Annotated in this window: 16 protein-coding genes and 1 CRISPR repeat array (1 of these 17 running past the window's edge); of the genes, 6 read left to right on the top strand and 10 right to left on the bottom strand. The window is 43.9% G+C overall.

Translation table 11 applies throughout. From position 1 onward, the window contains the following. Positions 1-1,607: a CRISPR direct-repeat array (repeat unit 36 nt; unit sequence AGTGTAACCAACTATAGCCTACCCGCAAATCACAAC) (it extends 209 nt beyond the left edge of the window). Between the two features lie 85 nt (positions 1,608-1,692). The 4 genes from rnd to AC1YY3_RS06000 all read right to left on the bottom strand — a co-directional run bounded on the left by rnd (position 1,693) and on the right by AC1YY3_RS06000 (position 7,797). After that, a complete protein-coding gene (rnd, locus tag AC1YY3_RS06015; RefSeq protein ID WP_481824496.1) occupies positions 1,693-2,850 on the bottom strand; it encodes a ribonuclease D in 1,158 nt (385 codons plus the stop codon). A gap of 76 nt (positions 2,851-2,926) precedes the next feature. Continuing rightward, positions 2,927-3,526, bottom strand: coding sequence for a DbpA RNA binding domain-containing protein (locus tag AC1YY3_RS06010; RefSeq protein ID WP_481824495.1), 600 nt, complete (start codon positions 3,524-3,526; stop codon positions 2,927-2,929). 39 nt (positions 3,527-3,565) lie between these two features. Then, complete coding sequence (locus AC1YY3_RS06005) at positions 3,566-4,873, bottom strand: peptidylprolyl isomerase (RefSeq protein ID WP_481824494.1); 1,308 nt, start codon at positions 4,871-4,873, stop codon at positions 3,566-3,568. Then, entirely contained in the window at positions 4,870-7,797 is a 2,928-nt protein-coding gene (locus AC1YY3_RS06000) for an LPS-assembly protein LptD (protein ID WP_481824493.1), read from the bottom strand. The genes AC1YY3_RS06005 and AC1YY3_RS06000 overlap by 4 nt, the downstream gene beginning before the upstream one ends. 108 nt (positions 7,798-7,905) lie before the next feature. On the opposite strand from AC1YY3_RS06000, the gene AC1YY3_RS05995 reads away from it, so the two are divergent. Further along, entirely contained in the window at positions 7,906-8,901 is a 996-nt protein-coding gene (locus AC1YY3_RS05995) for an aminoglycoside phosphotransferase family protein (RefSeq protein ID WP_481824492.1), read from the top strand. Next, on the top strand, positions 8,898-9,566 hold the full coding sequence (gene murU, locus AC1YY3_RS05990) for an N-acetylmuramate alpha-1-phosphate uridylyltransferase MurU (protein ID WP_481824491.1): 669 nt from the start codon (positions 8,898-8,900) through the stop codon (positions 9,564-9,566). The genes AC1YY3_RS05995 and murU overlap by 4 nt, the downstream gene beginning before the upstream one ends. A gap of 13 nt (positions 9,567-9,579) precedes the next feature. Here murU and AC1YY3_RS05985 read toward each other — a convergent pair whose 3' ends face one another. Then, positions 9,580-10,626, bottom strand: coding sequence for a hypothetical protein (locus AC1YY3_RS05985; protein ID WP_481824490.1), 1,047 nt, complete (start codon positions 10,624-10,626; stop codon positions 9,580-9,582). A gap of 125 nt (positions 10,627-10,751) precedes the next feature. On the opposite strand from AC1YY3_RS05985, the gene AC1YY3_RS05980 reads away from it, so the two are divergent. Further along, the gene (locus AC1YY3_RS05980; protein ID WP_481824489.1) at positions 10,752-11,162 is read left to right on the top strand and encodes an HIT domain-containing protein; all 411 of its coding nucleotides are present in this window, start codon (positions 10,752-10,754) and stop codon (positions 11,160-11,162) included. Between the two features lie 9 nt (positions 11,163-11,171). Here AC1YY3_RS05980 and waaA read toward each other — a convergent pair whose 3' ends face one another. From waaA to rpsF, 5 genes are all read right to left on the bottom strand, one after another. Then, a complete protein-coding gene (gene waaA, locus AC1YY3_RS05975; RefSeq protein ID WP_481824488.1) occupies positions 11,172-12,440 on the bottom strand; it encodes a lipid IV(A) 3-deoxy-D-manno-octulosonic acid transferase in 1,269 nt (422 codons plus the stop codon). Positions 12,441-12,569: 129 nt separating this feature from the next. After that, on the bottom strand, positions 12,570-13,019 hold the full coding sequence (gene rplI, locus AC1YY3_RS05970; RefSeq protein WP_481824487.1) for a 50S ribosomal protein L9: 450 nt from the start codon (positions 13,017-13,019) through the stop codon (positions 12,570-12,572). A 51-nt stretch (positions 13,020-13,070) separates the two neighbouring features. Continuing rightward, on the bottom strand, positions 13,071-13,952 hold the full coding sequence (locus AC1YY3_RS05965) for a DUF2232 domain-containing protein (protein WP_481824486.1): 882 nt from the start codon (positions 13,950-13,952) through the stop codon (positions 13,071-13,073). Positions 13,953-13,969: 17 nt separating this feature from the next. Continuing rightward, positions 13,970-14,194, bottom strand: coding sequence for a 30S ribosomal protein S18 (rpsR, locus tag AC1YY3_RS05960; RefSeq protein WP_349027254.1), 225 nt, complete (start codon positions 14,192-14,194; stop codon positions 13,970-13,972). 24 nt (positions 14,195-14,218) lie between these two features. Beyond that, positions 14,219-14,698 carry a 30S ribosomal protein S6 gene (rpsF, locus tag AC1YY3_RS05955; protein WP_481824485.1) on the bottom strand — a complete coding sequence of 160 codons (480 nt, stop codon included), beginning with the start codon at positions 14,696-14,698 and terminating at the stop codon, positions 14,219-14,221. Between the two features lie 489 nt (positions 14,699-15,187). Here rpsF and AC1YY3_RS05950 point away from each other — a divergent pair, with 489 nt between their 5' ends. The 3 genes from AC1YY3_RS05950 to AC1YY3_RS05940 are packed head-to-tail and all read left to right on the top strand — an operon-like array spanning position 15,188 to position 21,637. After that, a complete protein-coding gene (locus tag AC1YY3_RS05950) occupies positions 15,188-17,254 on the top strand; it encodes a hypothetical protein (protein ID WP_482194365.1) in 2,067 nt (688 codons plus the stop codon). A 24-nt stretch (positions 17,255-17,278) separates the two neighbouring features. Next, entirely contained in the window at positions 17,279-18,238 is a 960-nt protein-coding gene (locus tag AC1YY3_RS05945; RefSeq protein WP_482194364.1) for a hypothetical protein, read from the top strand. Positions 18,239-18,280: 42 nt separating this feature from the next. Next, positions 18,281-21,637, top strand: coding sequence for a cupredoxin domain-containing protein (locus AC1YY3_RS05940; protein ID WP_482194363.1), 3,357 nt, complete (start codon positions 18,281-18,283; stop codon positions 21,635-21,637). Positions 21,638-21,662: the final 25 nt, after the last annotated feature.

The raw sequence follows: 21,662 nt of genomic DNA, 5'->3' as shown, positions 1-21,662 counted from the left end.
CTATAGCCTACCCGCAAATCACAACTTGTTAGAGAGTGTCCCAGTTGTGGTCACAAGTGTAACCAACTATAGCCTACCCGCAAATCACAACGTCTAACAAATCCCTAAGCGTTATTTTCCCAGTGTAACCAACTATAGCCTACCCGCAAATCACAACCAGTCGCCTAGCATCCCTATTAAAATTCATAGTGTAACCAACTATAGCCTACCCGCAAATCACAACATGATTGCCTGCGTCAAGCGTGTAGGCGGAGTGTAACCAACTATAGCCTACCCGCAAATCACAACATAGACAACGTACTTTAAGGCTATCCTGTTAGTGTAACCAACTATAGCCTACCCGCAAATCACAACTGATGACCCGCTGGCACACGGACGACCTAAGTGTAACCAACTATAGCCTACCCGCAAATCACAACATCTTGGGTAAGAGTATCGACAACAGTATCAGTGTAACCAACTATAGCCTACCCGCAAATCACAACATACATAACAATATTCAATACCATTGGCTCAGTGTAACCAACTATAGCCTACCCGCAAATCACAACAGATTCTACTCAAGACAACTTCAAAAAAAAAGTGTAACCAACTATAGCCTACCCGCAAATCACAACCGATGCGCCCTGGCCCGTACATGTACGCCGAGTGTAACCAACTATAGCCTACCCGCAAATCACAACTATGGAACAAGCAGCATGAGCTTAGTAAGTAGTGTAACCAACTATAGCCTACCCGCAAATCACAACTAGCTGGGGGCAACCCGCCGACTTCTTTAAAGTGTAACCAACTATAGCCTACCCGCAAATCACAACAAGGAGGCATTAATGTCGGACCAACCCATTAGTGTAACCAACTATAGCCTACCCGCAAATCACAACTGGTAGGTCGTCACCGCCCGCTCCACCCGCAAGTGTAACCAACTATAGCCTACCCGCAAATCACAACTTATCAGCTTGGGCATAGCTTTGGGTAGTTAGTGTAACCAACTATAGCCTACCCGCAAATCACAACCAAGGGATAGCAATATGAAAAAAATACTATAGTGTAACCAACTATAGCCTACCCGCAAATCACAACCTTGGCGTGCTTGTTATACCCAATAACCTAGTGTAACCAACTATAGCCTACCCGCAAATCACAACGACTGCGTCCTCATGGGCTTTCTTGTCGGAGTGTAACCAACTATAGCCTACCCGCAAATCACAACCCCGTGCCAATACGTCCCGTTATAGTGGCAAAGTGTAACCAACTATAGCCTACCCGCAAATCACAACCGCTTAATAAGTTCGCGAATAGCCAAATCCAGTGTAACCAACTATAGCCTACCCGCAAATCACAACAGAAGGGCGACTACTAATGTTTATTTTTCAAGTGTAACCAACTATAGCCTACCCGCAAATCACAACCCGGGTATTATTGTGCGGTCTGTATGATGTAGTGTAACCAACTATAGCCTACCCGCAAATCACAACAGTATATATATGTGGTATAAAGCCAATAACAGTGTAACCAACTATAGCCTACCCGCAAATCACAACCTGAGCCTTGACCTACTAATGCCCCTGTGGAGTGTAACCAACTATAGCCTACCCGCAAATCACAACAGGCTTAATTGCCGTGTCGCTAATAATTATGGCGTTGCAAACCTAGGTTTGCACTCCTTGGCTATCTCGAAAATTACAACCCACTTTATTGTTTTTCGATAACGCTTAGTCGGTCTGCTTGAATGCCGAATAGTAGCTCGCCTTTCAATAAGCCAACCAGTTCTTTACCTGCCATGGAATAGCGCCAACCGTGCAGTAAGGGACAGCCTTCCTCTTCATTTAACATTAGCATTTCCAGATCTTTTCGAGTCGCTAATATGGTTGGATTAAGTGAATTTTCTTCGGCGCGGATACGTACCAATGCCGTTAATATGTCCAAAATAGCTTCGTGCTGTTGATTTTTCTTGGTGGTTTTGTCTTTGTCCTGCTGCGGCTGGGGTTCGGTATTTTTTGCTTTGGTGATTAATTCGCACAATTTTTTGCCGTAACGGTGAACAGTCCGTTCGTTAATGCTACGAATGTTTTCCAAGTCAGCGACTGTTTCCGGTTGCAGCTTTGCCATGTCAAATAGCAGTTCATCACGCAGCAACCAGGTTTTGGGGCGATTTTCAGCTTGGGCTGTTATTTCCCGCCATTCCGCTAAGGTTTGCACGATGGATAATTGCTTACCCGTGAGTTTGTTTTTGCCCCTAATCTTAAGCCACGCCTTTTCCGGCACGACTTGGTAATTATTGGGGTTTTCCAGTTCTTTGAAGTCATGTTTTAGCCAGTCTGCCCGACCGAGTTCTGCCAATTTTTTTAGCATAATCTGGTAGATTTGGCACAAATAAATGACATCATCTGCGGCATATTGGATTTCTTCTTTAGACAATGGCCGTTTGCTCCAATCGGCGCGGGTGTGGGCTTTGTTGAGGTTGATGTTCAATAGGCTGGAAACCAGCATGGCATAACCGGGATTGTCCTGATAACCCAGTAATGGCGCAGCAACTTGGGTATCGAATATCGGACTTGGCACTTTTCCGGTCATCTGATAAAAGATTTCTAAATCCTGATGGCAGGAATGAAATACTTTGACGATAGCGGGGTTATAGATGGCATCAAAAAGCGTGTCTAACTCAGGCAACGCAATGGGATCTACGCAGGACACCCATTCCGGCGTTGCTATTTGTAATAGGCAAAACTTGGAATAATAGGTTTTTTCCCTTAAAAATTCGGTGTCCAAAGCCAGCCAGGGCGCTTTTTTTATGTGTTCACACAGCGCAGCCAATTGTTCAGGGGTGTTAATGTATTGAATATTTGTCATTTAATCCTTTATCAAGCAGAAAACATACCGTATCGGTATTAAGCCGTTAACGCACTAGCTTTCCGATAGCAGTGTTTCAATCTTGGCTCACTTCTTTGGTAGGTGATGAATTGACGGGGCGGGGACGACGGTGCATACGGTTGCCACGCTTTTTGTTACGCGGCTTAACGCGCCTGATGTCGAGCTTTTGCTGGTTTATCTCGACCGTTTTCAGGTGATGAAATATTTCCTGCGGCATTTCATCAGGTAGATCTATCAGGGTGTAACAATCCTGCATACGCAAATTGGCAATATTTTTGATGTCAACGCCGGATTCTTCAACCAACACTATTTTAATTTCATCCAGCGTCACTTTATGCTGATAACCGACATCAAGACGATAGCGAACCAACCTGATGCTCGTAGCTAAATTATGAGGTAAGGGCTTTTCGGCTACGATTTGTGGCTGGCTGATTTTGCTCGGAACTATGTTGCTGGGGTTTTCGTCATTCAGTATCATCACTAGCGCTGCCGCACAATCGAGAACAGTGATGTTTAATTCTGCTGCAATGGATTCAACCAGTCGCCGCTGATGCTCAAAGCTTTGGGTGGCAAAAATATCTTGCACCTTATCCTTCAGCATTTTTAGCTGCTCGTTCTGCAAATTTAATGGCAATGTTGAGTCGTTTTTATTCATCCTATTGCTGTTATACAAGGCGAATTGCCGTAACGCAAATCAAAGTCTATCCTGATAGATTTCTACCGATGATTCGTCACGTAAGCGGCGCAACCACAGCTCGGTTTCTTCCTCGATTTTTCGTTTGCGGATGACATCCCTGATCTCATTTTTTTTGAAGTCGCTGGTGTCGTCTTTGTTTTCACGTTCCAAAACCTGGATTAAATGCCAACCGAACTGGGTTTGAACAGGTTCGCTGATGTCATTGATCGCCAACTTTTCCATGGCCTCCTGAAACGGTTTGACCAAATCATCTGGCCCTACCCAATCTAGCGAGCCACCTTTTAGTGCTGACCCTTTGTCGTCGGAGTGCGCGCGTGCAAGTGTGGCGAAATCATCACCATCAACCATGCGTTGCTTTAGTGCAAGTAGTCGTTTTTGGGCTTCGGCATCATCTATCAACTCATTGGTTTTAATCAGGATATGCCTAACTTTTGACTTGGTTATCGTGTGTGCGCCTACGCCTTTCATCTCTAGCATTTTAACAATATGAAAACCACTTGGGCTGCGTATGGGATCAGACACATCACCTGCTTTCATTGCGCTGACTGCATCAGCAAATAATGTTGGCACATCGGCCTTACCGCGCCAGCCTAAGTCGCCACCTTTTAACGCGTTGTCATCGTCGGAATTGCTCATTGCCGTCTTGGTAAAATCCTGACCGGAACGCAGCTCCTTAACTAATTCATCTGCCTTTATTTTGGCTTTTTGAATGACTGCGGATGACGCGCCTTCTTTAACAGCTATCAGGATATGCCCCAGATGGTATTGCCCCATTCCTGTACCGCCTTTGTCTTCCGTTTCTATAAAGTGTTCGATTTCTCGGTCGGTAACTTTAATACGCTCACCAATTTCCTTGCCTCTAAGTTGATTGATGACGATTTCATTACGCATATTGTCTTGAAAGCTTTGGTAAGACATGCCCTGCTTTTGCAGCTCTTGTTTGAATTGCTCAAGCGACATATTGTTTCTTTGGGCGATGTCAGTCGCTGAATTATTTAGCATCTCTTCGCTTAGATTAATGCCCGCTTTTTCAGCTAACTGGCGCTGGAGCTTTTCAATAATTATTTTCTCCAGCACCTGTTTTTTTAACACGTAATCAGGCGGCATGGCGGTGTTGCTGGCTTGAATCCGTTGCACAATCGTCATAATTTCACGTTGCAGCTCGCTTTCAAGAATCGCCTCGCCTTCGACATTGGCAATCATTCTATCCAAAACCTCTGCATAGAGGTTTTGACTAACCAAGAATAAGCCGCACAGTACCAATAGCGTGGTAAATAGTTTTTTTAAGTCATTCAAATACATCATTGTTCGGATTTCCGATAACCAAAAATACTTTGTGTGAAGAAATCATCCAGTTTTTCCCCAATACCCGTCAAGCCTTTAAGTTCGAGTTGAAAAAACAGACCGGTTTGGGTATTACTGGTTTGTCCAGTAATAGAATTAGCGGTGGTTAAGTTATTGATATAACGCCTACCAATTACCCTAAACCGCCAACAACAATTTTCCTTTTCTAGCCCAACAAAAGCTTCTTGCGTTTGGTTATATAACAAGGAATATTGCCAACGTCCAACCGCAAACCAATCGTCATAAATGGGCCAACGGATGGAAACATCACTCTGGATAATATCATTACTGCGTATTGTAGGATTGTCGTCCCTGAACAATTGGAAGCGAGCTCTATCACCGGAACTTAATGTGTTATCAGCCAACGCATCATCGAGGGCATCCTTAATCAAGTTACTTTTTCTGTACGTGTAGCCAATATTTATTAGCTCACCGGGATTGTTAACGATATGTAATGCCGCATTAGCTCTGACTATCTCATTAACATCAGGGTCCCATTGAATTCCGGTTTGAACAGAAAAATGATTATTAAGTTGGCTGCTTAACTCCGCCACGACTGGCGAATAAGTGCTGGTTTGTACGGCATTATTCAAAAAATCTGTACCAACGCGTATGAGTGGCCCCGTCACATCGCGGTTTTGGAAATAAAAAATCTCACCGAGATTTAATTTTAATTTTTCCAATCCCGTTTCTGAATCAACCAAACGTGTCGTTAACGCAGCAGAAACTTGGTTGCCATCCTGAATTCTGTCGCCACCACTGTAACGGTTTTCTCTAAACAAGCTGTCATATTGGAAATCATACAAAGAGGTATCGAAAATAGGGATATTGCTTTGATCAACTTTAGGAATGTATAGGTAAAAAAGTCTGGGCTCTAAGGTATGTAAGTATTTGCTTCCGAACAAATTAACATCTTTTTCTATAAATAAACCGCTGTCTATTGAGGCAATCGGCACAGTTCGGCTCACATTGGCATCTTTGAAACCAGAATTTTCTTTACTGATTAAAAATTCCGTATGCTGCAAGGACAGTTTTGGTGTTACGTAGGCACTTGCAGTCTTTAGCGGAAAGCTAACATACGGTTTGACATTAAATCGGTGTCCGTCGGGTAATCTGCTGTCGTCATGCTGGAAATATACATATTCACTTTCCATCCCCGTGTTGGCAGGAACAACGGATTCAAATGCGTGGTCGAGGTTTAAATTAAGTTGCGGTAAGCGACGATACGGTTTTAGCCTACCTCCTAAGAGTAATAACGTAGGGTCTATAGTTTGAAAGTTTTCTACGATCCCCGTAAAGGAGATGCCTTTATCGACATAAGACGCATCTGCATAACTTCTAACGTGACTGAAGTTTGGAAAACTCAGTGCATTTCCAAGTTCTGAGAAATAAGCTCTGTCAGAAACGATATTTAAGTCAAGGTTGGAACTAATATTAGGCGTATACCGCGTGGTATTCTTAATCGTTGCTAAATATCTTGATTTATTATCGATGCTGTCATCGGGCATGAACTCAGCACTCACCAAACCTTTTGATTTTTTGGTCAGATAACGGAAATCACCTGCCAGTAATGGCCCTCGATTAGTGTAATATCGCGGCCTTATCGTTGCATCATAGTTAGGTGCTATATTCCAGTAAAAAGGTGCTGAAAAGTTAAAGCCACCTTTTTGAATTCGTCCGAAAGATGGCGCAAGGAAACCGGTCTTTCTTCTATCGTCAATCGGAAAAGATAGATAAGGCGAATAAAACACCGGCACGCCTTTAAACTCAATCCAAGCATTTTTTGCCGAGCCATCTCCGGTTTTTTTGTTCATTTTTAAATCGGTGGCATGGACAATCCAATCCTGATTACCAGGTTCGCAGGATGTATAGGATGCACCCTTGTATCTGGATAAGGTGGCACTATCACGATACACCGCACTGGCCTTGCCTCTGATAGGTGTCGTCGGTGAAATAAATAGGGTATCTCGCAAACGTGCCTCATCACTGGCTAGCTTTAACGTTGCGGTGTCGGCAAATAAAGACAACTCATCCTCGCTGTAGAAGACATTGCCGTGTAAATCTAAATTCTCTGAAACCGAATCATAATTTGCCGAATTGGAAGAAGCTTGCTGGTCGGCACGTTTCATCTCGACATTGCCCTGATAGTTACCGACTTCATTATCGTAGATTTCGGCAGCATTGGAATCCATATCCAAATCGGCTTTGTCGCGCTGCTTTTTATCAGGCACATAATATTTCTGTGTGCCGAGTTGAATAGAGCAATTACCCCAAGGATTATTTTTAAAGCGATCCCTTAAGGTATTGAAAATACGTTCTTCTTTATAATCAAATGCGGGGTTGAGCAAGCTTAATCGACTGTGTTCTTCAGCATCAACAACACGCGCTTCGCCTTTAGGATCCGCACCTTCCAACTGGCAATTCCACTTACCTTCTTCACCTTTGGTGTCACAATTCCAGCCGCGCGGCTTGGTATTATCGCCTGCTGCTGGTTTACTGCTTGCTGCCACGGGTTTTTGAGTGGCCGGTAGAGCTCGAGGTGGTGCTTCTGAAATGATTGGAGATGGCTTAGGTTTAGCCGAAATAGGATTGCTAATCGGTGCAGGTCGTTGTTCTACCAATTTTTCCTGGGTTTTAATTTCGACAGGCTTAATAGCTTGAAGAGGTTTTGTATCGAATGTCTGAGCTTTTTCCGCAGTCTCGGCTATTTTGGGTGCAATGCTTTTAGGTGTGGTGCTAGAAGATGGGCTAGCAGCAGCTGCTGACCCCACACAAACCCATTCTTTGGTGTTTTTGTCTTGTTGGCAGTTCCAATTGGCTTCACTAGCAAAGCTGATTGACGCAAAAAGCGATAAAAAATAAACCAGATACAATCGGGCGAACATGAGTAATGGAAGTTTAGTAGCTTAACGGGTCAAAAATCGAATAGAATGCCAGCGCGAATTCTACCTCAATTTGACCCAGCGTTATAACTAATCTGACCGCATCCAGACATGATACCCGACGACTTCCGTAAAATAAGCCTACTTGCTTGGCTGGAGAATGACTTGCTTTTGCCTGTCAAAAGCTGTGAACCGGCATCGAGTGATGCCAGTTTTCGGCGTTATTTCAGAATTACTTTGCCAGATCAGCCATTAATCGTGATGGATGCGCCACCGGACAAGGAAAATACCGCGCAATTTATTAAAGTCGCTGAATTTCTGAGGTTTTCAAAGGTTAATGTGCCACGCATTTACCATCAAAACCTGCTTGACGGCTTTCTGGTGTTAGAAGATTTTGGTTCTGTCTCGTTTTTGGATAAAGTCAATTCTGATAATGCTAATGCGTTATACGGCAATGCTTTGGACAGCTTGTTAACGCTACAAACTCATGCTGACCTCAACAACTGCGCCCTGCCCCGCTACGATGAAGCCTTATTGCAACGAGAACTGGGTATATTTGAAGACTGGTTTATCAAGCAAGCATTAGGCTTAGAAATACCTACTGCAATCTGGGATAAGGTCTGCAACATTTTAATCAATTCTGCGCTGGAGCAACCTGTTACCTGCGTTCACCGCGACTACCATTCCCGTAACCTAATGGTCTTAAAAGATGATTCCATTGGTATTATTGATTTTCAAGATGCTGTTATTGGTCCAGTGACATACGATCTGGCATCATTGTTACGGGATTGCTATATAGATTGGCCGAAGGATCAGGTCGGTCTTTGGTTGTCCCAATATTACCAAAAACTCAAACAAGCGGACATCATAGCTTGTGATCTACCCCAATTTACCCGCTGGTTTGACCTGATGGGAATGCAACGACATCTTAAAGCCATCGGCATTTTTTCCAGGCTTAATCTTAGGGACGGTAAATCTGGCTATCTTAAAGATATTCCTCGTACTTTGAATTACGTCATGGCGCAAGCCCAGGTTTATCCAGAACTGGCTGATTTTCATGATTTTTTGCAGCAGCACGTCTTGCTAACATCTTCGGAAACCCAATGAAAGCGATGATACTGGCCGCAGGTCGCGGCGAACGGATGCGACCTTTAACCGACCACATCCCAAAACCTTTGCTGCCTGTGGCTGGCAAGCCATTGATTGTACACACTATAAACCAACTGGTTGCAGCGGGATTTACCGACATTGTCATCAACCACGCCCACTTAGGTCAACAGATTGAGGATAAGTTGGGTGACGGCAAGCATTTAGGCGCGAACATTGTGTATTCACCCGAAGGCGAACAAGCCGTGGAAACCGCTGGCGGCATCATCAATGCCTTACCGTTATTAGGAAACGAGCCGTTTCTGGTCGTCAACGGGGATATTGCCACGGATTTTCCATATACTGAGTTGCAGAAAATCAAGGTAGATTTAGCGCATATTGTGCTGATTGATAATCCACCGCATCACCCACAAGGTGATTTTGCTTTGAACCACTCGGGCAAGGTCACGGAAGACGGCCACCAACGCTATACATTTAGCGGAATTGGTCTGTACCATCCCAGCTTATTCAACAACACGCCGACAGGAAAAAGCAAATTAGCACCTTTATTACGTGAGGCTATTTCGGCAAAAAAAGTGACAGGGCAACATTACTCTGGATTTTGGATGGATATTGGAACGCCTGAGCGATTGCAAGAGTTGGACGTGCATCTACGTAAGCTTTAAAGATACCCACCGCTTACTTACTAAACGCAATAAATTTCCGGTACGGGGAATCTTTCTGCCACGTCAAACCTTCCATGTAATAGTGCATCAACGCCAGATAACCTAGGAATCCCAACGTAATTACTTTATAAAACTCTTTGCCTAATAGGTGGCGGGTTATCAGATTGACGAGATCATCACCATAAGCTTGCAGTAGGAAAGCCAGTAAAAACGAAATTACCGGTAATACGATAAAGATGTGCAACTCATATCGTGCAGTAAAACGATAAAGAAAATTCTGCGGCTGTCGATTATGTTTATTGTAGTCATGCGTTACGTAAAACAGATACGCCGTCGCATCATGCACAAAACGCGGCACTAAAATCGCCATAAAATAGTGTTGCTGAAGAAACAAGTAAAAACTGGTCAGCACCAAAAACACATTCGACCAATAAAACCACAATCCAAACGAAGTAGTGACCAAATGCTGATAAACAAATGCCGCTATCACCAGCAGCAAACAGCCCAAAGCGGCAACATGTTTAATCCAAACAACCTGGTCTGCCGTCAGGCTGTTCCTCAAAAAAATGCTGATATAAATGGCAACGCCAGCCGCCACACTAAGCGTTAACAACAACTTAAACACCGACTCCGGCAATTGGCACACGCCCCGCGCAATTCCATATTGCTGCTTAAGCACATGGTAAACCGTCCAAGTCGCTACAACGACATACAGCAAGCGATACGGCAACAACATATTGCCCACAATATAGGCAACCGCAATGGCTACCGTCATCAAGGTTATTTGACGTTTATAATGCTTTAGGTAATCTGGATTGCTCACCAGTAAAATATTGCTGGCGATAATATGTGGCGTTCCAAATAAGATTTGGAACAGCACAAAATGGTAAGGGCTGCTAGGTAGATTGCTCCGTAAATAATCTTGCCAAAACCCGTGATCGAGAAATTGCAGCAGCAAACACAGTGGGATAATGCCGTAAAGCCCTAACAAAAGGCAAAACGATACCGCCTGTTTTTGATCACATAAAGAATCGTGAATGGAAACGGACGACGCTGACATAGTGCTTTACTCTTTATCTAGTTTAGTTATTATTAGGGTTAAGATAAAGTTGCAAATTAAACCAAAAATACAGAAAATTTCAAGCAAATTTTGAGTTTTCAAGATTTTTTCACGACAACCTAATTATGCCATTTCACCTACATCCACAACTGCAAAAAGACTGCATTTATATCGGCAAGCTGGTGTTATGTCGGTTGTTACTTATGAACGACAGCCAATTTCCTTGGTTTGTCCTGGCTCCTGAAATAGCAGGAATTACGGAGATTTATCAACTAAATAAGCAACAACAGAGGTTGTTGATTGAAGAATCAAGCTTTCTTGCCGAACGATTGAGCGAGCTTTACAGACCAGATAAGCTCAATATTGCAGCAATTGGCAATCTAGTCCCGCAGCTACATATCCATCATGTTGTGCGTTATCGCACGGATAAGGCCTGGCCGGCGCCAGTATGGGGAAAGTTTCCTGCGGTTGCATATTCTGAACAAGAGATTACGGATATAACCCGTTTAGTAAAAAATGCGCTCGAAGAACCGTAGCAGTCAATACTACCGATGGCGGATTTCCGCAGCTAACATGTTACAAAGCTTCTCAACCGCTCCACGGTTGTTATGTACAAACGCTTTGCCGTTATCAATAAGCAAGTTTCGGTAGCCCATATCTGAATACACAGTTTGAATTGCCTTAACAAGTGCCGCATTATCTTGGCATTGTATCGCCGCATGGTGTACCAACACCTTATTAGCTATTTCTTTAAAATTAGCCATGTAAGGACCGAATAACACAGGTATACCAACGACTGAGGCTTCCAGCAGGTTATGTCCGCCGACAGATACCATGCTGCCACCCACAAATGCCACGTCTGCTGCTGCATACAGCATTTTCAGCTCCCCCATGGTATCTGCGAGGAAAATATCGGTGTCCAGCTCGCAGGGTTGTTTCGATGTGCGGGTGACAACCACCATTGTGTTTTGGCTGCATAATGCACTGACTTCGGCAAAACGTTCGGGATGTCTGGGAACAATTACCAATAATAATTCAGATATTTTCGGTTTGAGTTGCTTGTAGACATCCAAGAAAATCTGCTCTTCGCCCTTGTGCGTGCTGGCGGCAATCCAAACAAAACGATCTTTAAAAACAGTGGTTTTCAGTCGTTTTCCTTTATCAATAATGTGTTCAGGTATTTCAAGATCGAATTTGATATTACCTAACGTAACGACTTGCTCCGGTTTTGCACCAATGGCGATAAACCGTTCAGCATCGTCTTGGGTTTGGGTGGCGATCTGCTTTACATTAGCAATAACCGGATGAATTAATGAGGGAATTTTTTGATAGCCACGCGACGACTTTTCCGATAATCGGGCATTAACAACGTATAACGGAATGTTGCTATCACCACAGTAGGTAAACAAGTTGGGCCAGATTTCGGTTTCCATAATGACCGCAAGTATGGGCTTGAAACACCACATAAACCGCCTGACCGCATTGGGCGTGTCATAAGGCAGATAAACATGTTCAACTGTTTGCCCCAACACAGCACGGACTCTAGCTGATCCCGTCGGTGTGGTTGTGGTAATTAATAGCTTTGCTTGAGGAAACTGCTGCTGTAACCGTCTAATCAGGGGAAATAAGGCTTCAGCCTCACCCACAGAAACGGCATGAAACCAGATGACATTTTGAGGAAATTTTCTATCGTAGAAAGCAAAGCGTTCACGCCATCGTAGGCGGTAATCTGGTGCTTTGATACCTCGCCAAAACAAGCGGAGCAGGATGAATGGAATGATAAGGTAAAAAACAGCCGAATAAAAAGTTCTCATTAGACGATTGTCTTAGCTTTTCTGGCGTAAAAGATAGGTATTTAGCCCCACACTTATCACGAAGAACTCAGGCTAACGTTCTATTGAACGTGTAGCCTGAACACAGATCGCAATCGAGTCTAAAAAAACTTAAGCTTCCGCCGCAACCTTGATTGACATCGTTACAATCACATCGGAATGCAGATTAATATCAATATCGTAATCGCCGACTTGTCTGATTGTGCCATGTGGCAAGCGTATTTGTTGCTTTTCAACCGCGCCGCCCGCTTGATTAATGGCTTCGGCTATATTGAGAGTGCCTACAGAACCGAACAAACGTCCTTCATCACCCGCTTTATGCGTGATAACGATTTCCAACTTACTCAGCTTGTCCGCATGGGCTTGGGCAGCACCCAACTTATCAGCCGCTGCTTTTTCAAGATCAGCGCGACGTGCTTCAAATTCAGCTATTTTTTTGACCGTTGCAGGCACGGCTTTACCTTGGGGAACCAGGTAATTTCTGCCGTAACCGTTCTTAATGCTTACTTTGTCACCCAGATTACCCAGGTTTACTATTTTTTCAAGAAGTATGACTTCCATTTTTAATCACCTCTCGGCTGTTAACCGATCATTGCCATCAGGCATTTAAGTTTAATTCAATTTTCTTTTGCGTATATCCAGCCAGGTATCACTGAAACCTACTATAGCAACGGGGAATAGGCTGTAGGGTATCAAAAACAGGGTAATGTAAAGCATGGCTACGGCATATTGCGCTATCTTCATCCTAGAAAACACCGTATGTAACACGGCAATGCCAGTAAATGTATACAGCACAAACAGTATAATGGCACTATTCCAGGCTATTTGAGACACAGCTCCAGAACTAAGCATAGCAATACCAATGATCGCAAGACTAATGATAGCCAATCTGGGTTCAGTCTTTAATGATAGAAACTCTTGCCTAAAGCCACCGGGATTGTAAAGTATGGACTGCCACCAACGCCCCAGGAATAAGCCCAACATCATGCTGAACACGGCTCCAGCGGCGGCTATTCCGGTCATATACGGTGCTATAAAAGCTATCGTCCGCTTGACATCTTCTGCGGGTGCATTGGCAGGCACCATTTTAGGCATGACTTGCGCCCACATTGAAGCAGGGTCGGTATTAACTAGGTAGTACGCAACAACACCCACAATACCTATTAGAACCGCTATCTCAACAGCCAGTGAAATATGCCGCCCTTCCCTGAGTACAATCGCGATTAACCAGATTGGTAGCCACAAAAAAAGCACATAGATCAGGATGAACTGATAACTGACCTGGATTAATGTAGCCAGTATTCCCGCTGCCAGACTTGAGCACGCAAGAATAATCAGACCTTCATAAGCACCTTTCCTGAGTGTGACTAAGGCAACAGCACCTGAGCTAAACACACTCAATGGAGCCAAGATTAGCGACAACATCGCCAGCGTAGCAGCCAAAAGCATGGCTTCTAACCTGCCGCGCATGATATATGCCGCTAGCCATTTCATCCGATTTATTACCTGTTTTACTTGTGTGCGTCGCAGTAAGGCATCAAGGCAACCATACGCGCACGCTTGATAGCGACGCATAACGCTCTTTGATGCTTTGCGCTAGTGCCAGTAATACGGCTAGGAATAATCTTACCCGTTTCTGTGATGTAATCTTTCAATAAATCAATATCTTTATAGTCAATTTCCGTTCCACCTTCACCGAAACGGCTTAATTTTTTGCGTCTAATATTACGTGCCATAAATATTCCTTGTAATGTTCTTAATTAAATAACAGCTTCTGGATCGATTTCATCTGCATCAAGATCTTCATCTATCAGATCATCCAGATCAATATCGTCATCAAGGACAACGGCTTCTGCCGCGACTGCCACTTCTTTTGCCAATAAGCCTTTAGCCCGTGCTTCAGCGGCTTTACTCTCTTCTGCAGTGGCAATCGCGATGGCGGAGACTTCGGTAATCGCCGTCTTTTGCACGAGTATCATGCTACGTAAAATCGCATCATTAAAACGAAAACCGCTCTCTAATTCAACGAGAGTTGGCTGATCGCATTCAATGTTCATCAACACGTAATGGGCTTTGTGGATTTTCTTGATAGGGTAAGCCAAATGCCGACGACCCCAATCTTCCAGACGGTGAATTTTGCCGGACGCGGTTTCGATAATCGACTTATAGCGATCAATCATCGCCGGTACTTGTGCACTCTGGTCTGGGTGCACTAAAAAAACAATTTCATAATGTCGCATAATTTTCCTTACGGTTAAAGCCTCCCACCGTCTATGAGAGAAGATGGTGAAGCAAGGGCGGTGCAGTACACACCAATGAAAAACCCAATATTATATTCCTTTTTATTTGCCTTGGAAAGCTTTAGCCTTGAATATTGTCTACCTGTTGAATAATCACCAGCAGATTCTAAAAACCTAATTTTGCATCAATCATCAGACCGCAAAGTTATTTCAATTGCTGATGTAAACCACACCTTATGGATGAAAAAATATGTGAGAAATTACCTTGTTATCCGATACATTACTGCTAATCTACTTCTCACACAATACAGTATAAAAGTTAGCTGTTTAGCCATTAGGGATTGGCAAAATTTAGAACCAAACAGGCTTGGAATGGGTTAGAAAAACGGGCATCGACAACAAAACTCAAATGGAACTTGGCCTCTAGCCATCAAGTTGTACATAAAAACAACAAATGTTGATTTAATCAACAGCAATAGAGGGGCGGCCATGACAGCACGACATCACCATAATCACAATGGACTGTTTTCAACAAAAGTTCAGTCTAAAACAAAATCGCCTTATAAGTGCCTTCTGCTTATCTGTTATGTGACAGCCGCACTCATAGCGGGATGTTTGACGGATGGAAAAACAGACCACCCGCCGAGTGGAGAGCAAGCAAGCTCCTCCCAGCAGTCTAAGCAGTGCGACCAAAATAGCTCACAAAACAGCTCCAATACCATTACTGCCGAAGTCATTGCATTAGAACAAATCATAACTTTCAATCGCTTTGGCGCATTTAATCCAGCGGGGATGGTGTATGCACTACGAAAAGATGTTGTCGATGAACATGGAAAGACTATTTCTTCTCGATCAGATGCAGAAATGGCAGCATTGAAAGGCAGGGTTAGGCTTAAAGACGACAAAAGACCTCGCCCCTTAGTGCTTCGAGTTAACGAATGCAATTATCTACAAGTAAAATTTTGGAATTTATTATCGCCACTACCAACCGTACATACTACATTTCAACGCGCTGATTTTCCTGATGGCGGCGTACAAAGACATTCCATTCAAGCGACCAAACCAGGTGACCCCACTGCAACTGATCTCTCTACGCCGCCACGTAATAGTATAAGCACCCAACATCCAGCGTTCCCATTTCCACGCCAAGAAGAACCTGATTACCCCACCACACGGGCGGCATCCATACACGTTAATGGTTTGGATTATGCAAACATGGAGTCAGACGGTGCTAATGTGGGCAATAATCCATCGTCACTAGCTGAACCTGGGGCGAGCAAAACGTATACCTGGTATGCCCAGCAAGAAGGTGGGTATTTTTTCTATTCCACCGGTGCATTGGCGGGTGGCGAAGGTGATGGCGGCCAACTAGGTTTGGGGTTGTTTGGTTCAGTCAATGTCGAACCCAAAGATTCCATCTGGTATCGTTCACAAGTAACGCATGATGTATTAGTTGCTGCAAAATCAAGCACTAATCAACTATATGATGATTTACAATATGAAAAACTGGCTATTTTGGATGCTCACAATCAGATTATACACTCCGACCTTAACGCTATTATCTATCAGGATAATCCTACGAATTCATCCGGTAATTTGAGTGAATCGGGTATGGACTGCTCAAAACAATCGCCCGGCTCTAGTTGCGGCATGTCATTCCGTGAATTCACCACCATTTTTCATGATGAGAATAAAGTATTCCAAGCATTTGCAGAATTGTCCGATGAGGGCAATCCGATCAGCGCGATTGCGGATGGCATGGCAATCAACTACGGCTCATCTGGTGCAGGTTCCGTGGTACTTGCTAACAAGAAAAAAATAGGGCCAGGAAAAGATTGCCCTGATTGCAAACTGGAAGAGTTCTTTTTAAGCTCTTGGGTTAATGGCGATCCAGCGATGATTGTACGCCGCGACCAGGATGGCAAAGAAGTAGAAGCCTTATACCCCGATGATCCATCAAACGTGCATCATGCTTATCTTGGTGATCCAGTGCGTTTCCGTAATATCCACGCGGGACCAAAGGAAACCCATGTTTTCCATTTACACGCGCACCAATGGTTGCAGGATAAAAACGATCCCAATGCTAATTACCTGGATTCGCAAACTATTTCCCCAGGTTCGTCCTACACTTACGATATTCAATACGGTGGCGGTGGCAACCACAATTTAACCGTAGGCGATGCTATTTTCCATTGCCACTTGTATCCACATTTTGCGGCGGGGATGTGGGAGCTGTGGCGGAATCATGATGTATTTGAGGATGGCAGACCGGGATTATTTGACGAAAAAGCCAATCCAAAAGGAAGAAATCTGCCCGATAAAGAAATAACGGGTGGCACACCCAATCCAGCAATCGTTCCTATTCCAGGTCACCCATTAGCCCCTTTACCCAGTGCTGAATTTCGTGGCTATCCTTTCTTTATGGCAGCAGAACCTGGACATCGACCTCCACAACCCCCTTTAGATATGGCGGAAAACAAACATCCAACGGGTACAAACGACAAATGGCTAGACGGCGGCTTATCTCGCCACATTATTACCGAGGGCACTATCTAAGACATTGATCTTAAAAATCCTGCGGTGACAAAAGATCTGCTCGAAGGTTACGGAGATCGAGAAAGCAACAAAGCTTCGCGTTATGTCGCCAAACGCACCTGGGCATTGAACAGTGACCCGAATAACCTCATTTTAGCGAAGAAAATTGAATCCGCTACTGTAAAAATATTGCCGCAATGTGGCACGAAAGATGAAATTCTGGCAATGGCTTACCATGCCGGTTGGGATAAAGCCACTATTGAAAGCTTGAAGCAAGGGCGCGACACCGTACCTGACAATATGCTCCCAGGAGTATGGACATTGTGTAAAGATGAATTTAAGAAAGTCTTACAAGCTGCCAATTCACCGGAATCGTTTGCATGGAACTTTAAATCTGAAGAAACCCAATGGCCTAAGCATACTGACCCAGCAAATCCTCAAAGCCATTGGGCTACCACGAAGCCCCTCTGGACAGGTAAGGGTTTTGAAACCGCTAATGCCGCTTATCCTCATGGTCATTCCGCTAATAAAGCGTTCGATCTTGGCAAACATTTCCGCGTCAACGGCTTTGCCCCCGCACAAGGAGCACCATTTGCCGACCCTTGCCCAACGGATTATCTTGAGGAAGCAAACAAACAAACACTTGTTAACCGTACTAATCCGCGTCTTTACAAAGCCGCATATATCGAATTCGATATGACCGTCAATAAATATGGCTGGCATGATCCGCAAGCACGGATGCCGGTTCTTGAAGAAGATGCCGCTAAAACGCTAACTGGCGAACGGCTTGCAGAACCCTTGTTTTTTCGCGCTAATTCAGGGGATTGCATTCAATTTCAAGCGACTAATTTAATTCCAAGCGTCTTAAATCTGGATGATTTTCAAGTTTACACCCCTACCGATACTATCGGTCAGCATATTCATTTGGTGAAATTTGATGTTACCTCGTCTGACGGTTCGGCCAATGGCTGGAATTATGAAGACGGTACATTCTCACCTGACTAGGTTCGGGAGCGCATAACAGCCAGTAAACACCTAGGTGGTAAGGTGGTAGATTGGAATAACAAACCGCATAAGCCATTAATTGCAAAATCCTATAGCTTACCCAAAACCACTAATAGAGATGTCCGTGGTCAATGCTCAGGCAATGCAGAGGAAAACGATAAAAATCACCCTTGGTGTGGCGCACAAACCACCGTGCAACGCTGGTGGGCCGATCCCGTACTCAACGATAAGTGGGAAGACAGAACCATGAGAACTGTCTTCACCCATGACCACTACGGCCCCAGTTCACACCAGCAGCACGGTTTTTATGGTGCGTTGATTGTGGAGCCGAAAAATACTGTTTGGACCGAACTGGTCGCTTCGCCCGCTGATGTCAATACCAAACAGAATAAATGCAGCGACACCACTTTGAGCGGTTTTATTGATAATCCTTGTAGACCAGACGGTGGTCCAACCAGTTACGCGGCAAATATTGGTTTCCCTAAAGACCATCCACATGAAAAAATTGAAGAACATCAACATGAGATACGGCGAGAATATAATCTAGCATTTGCCGATTTTGCGATCCTGTATAACGCTGATTTACGCCCCGTCAACCCGCCGAGCAGGCAGGATGAACTGCTACTGCCACATAATGTGCGTGACGGCTTGAAACCAAAACCGGAAGGCATTTCTACCGAAGATCCAGGCACACGTTTACTTAACTACCGTAATGAACCGATTCCGTTGCGTATTGCCAAGGAAGACAGGAACAGCCTTGAGTATCATCAAAAAACAACGCTAGGCAATGGCAAAGGAGAGCTAACTCCTGAAGGCGATATGGCGAATGTGTTTAGCTCATTAGTTCATCATAGTTCACAGCTAGATTCAGCTTCGGACAGAATGAGGAAACTGCAAAACAATGTACCTAATGAAATCATTGATCGAAAAGAATTAACCCGCTTATTGGATCAACAAATAAGCAAGACAAAAAAATTCACTGGTCTATTACGTGAGAACGAGCCTTGGCGCTTGGATGACGACCCCTCAACCCCTGTTCTACCTGCGTTTGCGTGCGATCCTTTGAGCATTCAACTGATCCAAGGCTCACAGGAAGAGCAGCATGTCTTTTCAATGAACGGCGTTAAATGGCTGGCCGAACCTAAGTCACTTAACTCTGGATACATGAACGGACAACAAATCGGCATTTCCGAACACTTTGAAATGGATGTAAAGTTGCCAAACGACCCTGGTGTAACGGACTATTGGTATGGCTCACCCAGTGTTGAAAATTTCTGGGATGGTATGTGGGGTTTAGTGAGAGCGTATGGTGGAAAAAAATGTGTTCCAGGAAAAAATGAAACTTTTGCAGATTTAACAATCAATAAATACAAATATGATCAAAATGAAAAAGTCCAGGAACGCAAATTAGCTGTCATGGCTAAAGCCGATAAAATCGATGAATTTCTCGCTGTTTTACCCACAAAGAAAAACAACCAAACTGAAGATGTTCCAAACTTATGGGATGTGAGCGAAGAAGACCCTGACGACAAATTTGATGTTGTCTATAAATCGGAAGCTTTTATCAATCACTTACTGGAAAAATCTGCAAAAGACCCCAGCAAGATACCTCATTTATTAAGTTATTTACATGAGGAATTATCGCTTAATGCTCCTGACTTGACAGGGCGTAACGCTAATAAAAATATCAATACAATTAAAGACTTGTATAAAGAGTACTTCAATAATTACATCTGGAAAAAAAATGTTTGTCCATTTCAGGAGTTTGTTAAATCCAGTAGCCATAAGAAGCATGTCGTCGCCATTTTAGCGAAAGATATTTTGCCTAGCCATAACGGCTTGGTATACAACAAACGCTTTAACATTACTGATCCGAATGGCATTGTTTTTGTTGAACTTGATGAAAAGTGGATTGAAGAACATCAGGAAAATCACATCAAAAAGGTTATAACTAAATTAAATAAGAAACAAATTGATCCTCACAACAATTTCCATCTTAGCGCGAATGAAATTGTCAGCATGTTAAGAACTGCTTACGAAGAGGGTAAAGCTGTCGAACCGCTGGTACTCCGTGCATCAGCAGGTGATTGTATCCAAGTTACCTTACACAACCTGTTGCCAGAAAATTTTCTGGAAAGCACAAATCCTGCAGTTTTAGCAAATTCCAGTAGTTACAATTTAATGCCGCCAATAGTAAATGGCTTTAATTTTAACCAAGTACAAATGTCTTCCATGATTAATTTAATACCGCAACTCGTCGCTTATGATGTCAAATTCATGGGCGGTGGCAATGTGGGCTTAAACAGTAGAGATGATGATCTTGACAAAGCGGATTTTATCAGTGGAGATGAAGCACCTGGCAAAGTGGGTTCAGCCAGTGATGAAAAACAAAAAAAAGATGATAAGCGCACGTCGAGCGGCTTACCTGGCTGTCGCAAAGTATCATCCGTCGGCACACCTGATTTTAATACGTGTGATGACAACATTGCCGAATACATTTGGTATGCAGGTACTCGTCAAGAATATGATAAAACAACCTTTGGCAGTTTTAATCCTGAGCAGCAAAAAACAGAGTGTCCTATCAAGACCAAATTTCGCTCGAATGAAGCTTATTTATGTCATAAGCCCATTGAATTTGGGGTAGCATCGTTACGTAGTTTTGGCGATGTCATCAAACAATCTTCGCATGGTGCGGTAGGTGCATTAGTTATCGAACCTAAAAATGCGGAGATAAGTTTTCCAGATAAATTATCCAAAATCACCGCTAACGTGAAAACACTAGATGAGCTGGGTAAAGACCGTTCCTTCCGAGAATTCGTCGTGGTCTTCCAGGATGACCTTAGCTTACAACAAAATAAACAACCGATGCCAAATCACCGGATGGCTGATGATGCCGAAGACACCGGGCAAAAAGGGTTTAACTACCGTTCCGAACCGCTTTGGGCAAGAAACGGCGTAGGAACTTCCGGTGCTGACTTTAACGCACTTAACGAGTTGGATTATAGAAACACCCTGAGCTCAACTGCACCCAATCCTGGCTGCGACAGTAAGGCTTGCGGCGATCCAGAAACGCCTGTATTTAGAGCCAATGCTGGCGAAGACATTCGGTTTAGGCTGGTTCATCCCAATGGGCATTCCCGTCAACATGCTTTTGCACTATCTGGACATAATTGGGATTATCAGCCGTGGAAGAATGACTCAACCTCAATAGCAACACATGAGGAAAAGAAAATTAAAACCGCCCTGTTGGGTGCTATCGGTGGCATTGGGCCTGGCCGACATTTCAATATAGTCACTAAAGCAGGCGGAAAAAACGAAGTGCCAGGCGATTACCTATTCAGGGTGCAAGAAAACTTCCAGTTCCAAGGTGGAATGTGGGGGATTTTGCGGGTTGATTAAGCTCAAATTAACGGCGGATATTAAC

Source organism: Methyloglobulus sp. (genome assembly GCF_964779595.1).
This window is presented reverse-complemented; position numbering and strand designations above follow the sequence as displayed.

What these genes read in the sequence shown, in the direction of transcription:
- AC1YY3_RS05950 (WP_482194365.1), top strand. Translation starts at nt 15,188, where the DNA reads ATGACAGCACGACATCACCATAATCACAATGGACTGTTTTCAACAAAA.
- rpsR (WP_349027254.1), bottom strand. Translation starts at nt 14,194, where the DNA reads ATGGCACGTAATATTAGACGCAAAAAATTAAGCCGTTTCGGTGAAGGT.
- AC1YY3_RS05965 (WP_481824486.1), bottom strand. Translation starts at nt 13,952, where the DNA reads ATGAAATGGCTAGCGGCATATATCATGCGCGGCAGGTTAGAAGCCATG.
- AC1YY3_RS06010 (WP_481824495.1), bottom strand. Translation starts at nt 3,526, where the DNA reads ATGAATAAAAACGACTCAACATTGCCATTAAATTTGCAGAACGAGCAG.
- AC1YY3_RS06000 (WP_481824493.1), bottom strand. Translation starts at nt 7,797, where the DNA reads ATGTTCGCCCGATTGTATCTGGTTTATTTTTTATCGCTTTTTGCGTCA.
- AC1YY3_RS05985 (WP_481824490.1), bottom strand. Translation starts at nt 10,626, where the DNA reads ATGTCAGCGTCGTCCGTTTCCATTCACGATTCTTTATGTGATCAAAAA.
- waaA (WP_481824488.1), bottom strand. Translation starts at nt 12,440, where the DNA reads ATGAGAACTTTTTATTCGGCTGTTTTTTACCTTATCATTCCATTCATC.
- murU (WP_481824491.1), top strand. Translation starts at nt 8,898, where the DNA reads ATGAAAGCGATGATACTGGCCGCAGGTCGCGGCGAACGGATGCGACCT.
- rpsF (WP_481824485.1), bottom strand. Translation starts at nt 14,698, where the DNA reads ATGCGACATTATGAAATTGTTTTTTTAGTGCACCCAGACCAGAGTGCA.
- rnd (WP_481824496.1), bottom strand. Translation starts at nt 2,850, where the DNA reads ATGACAAATATTCAATACATTAACACCCCTGAACAATTGGCTGCGCTG.
- rplI (WP_481824487.1), bottom strand. Translation starts at nt 13,019, where the DNA reads ATGGAAGTCATACTTCTTGAAAAAATAGTAAACCTGGGTAATCTGGGT.
- AC1YY3_RS05980 (WP_481824489.1), top strand. Translation starts at nt 10,752, where the DNA reads ATGCCATTTCACCTACATCCACAACTGCAAAAAGACTGCATTTATATC.
- AC1YY3_RS05995 (WP_481824492.1), top strand. Translation starts at nt 7,906, where the DNA reads ATGATACCCGACGACTTCCGTAAAATAAGCCTACTTGCTTGGCTGGAG.
- AC1YY3_RS06005 (WP_481824494.1), bottom strand. Translation starts at nt 4,873, where the DNA reads ATGATGTATTTGAATGACTTAAAAAAACTATTTACCACGCTATTGGTA.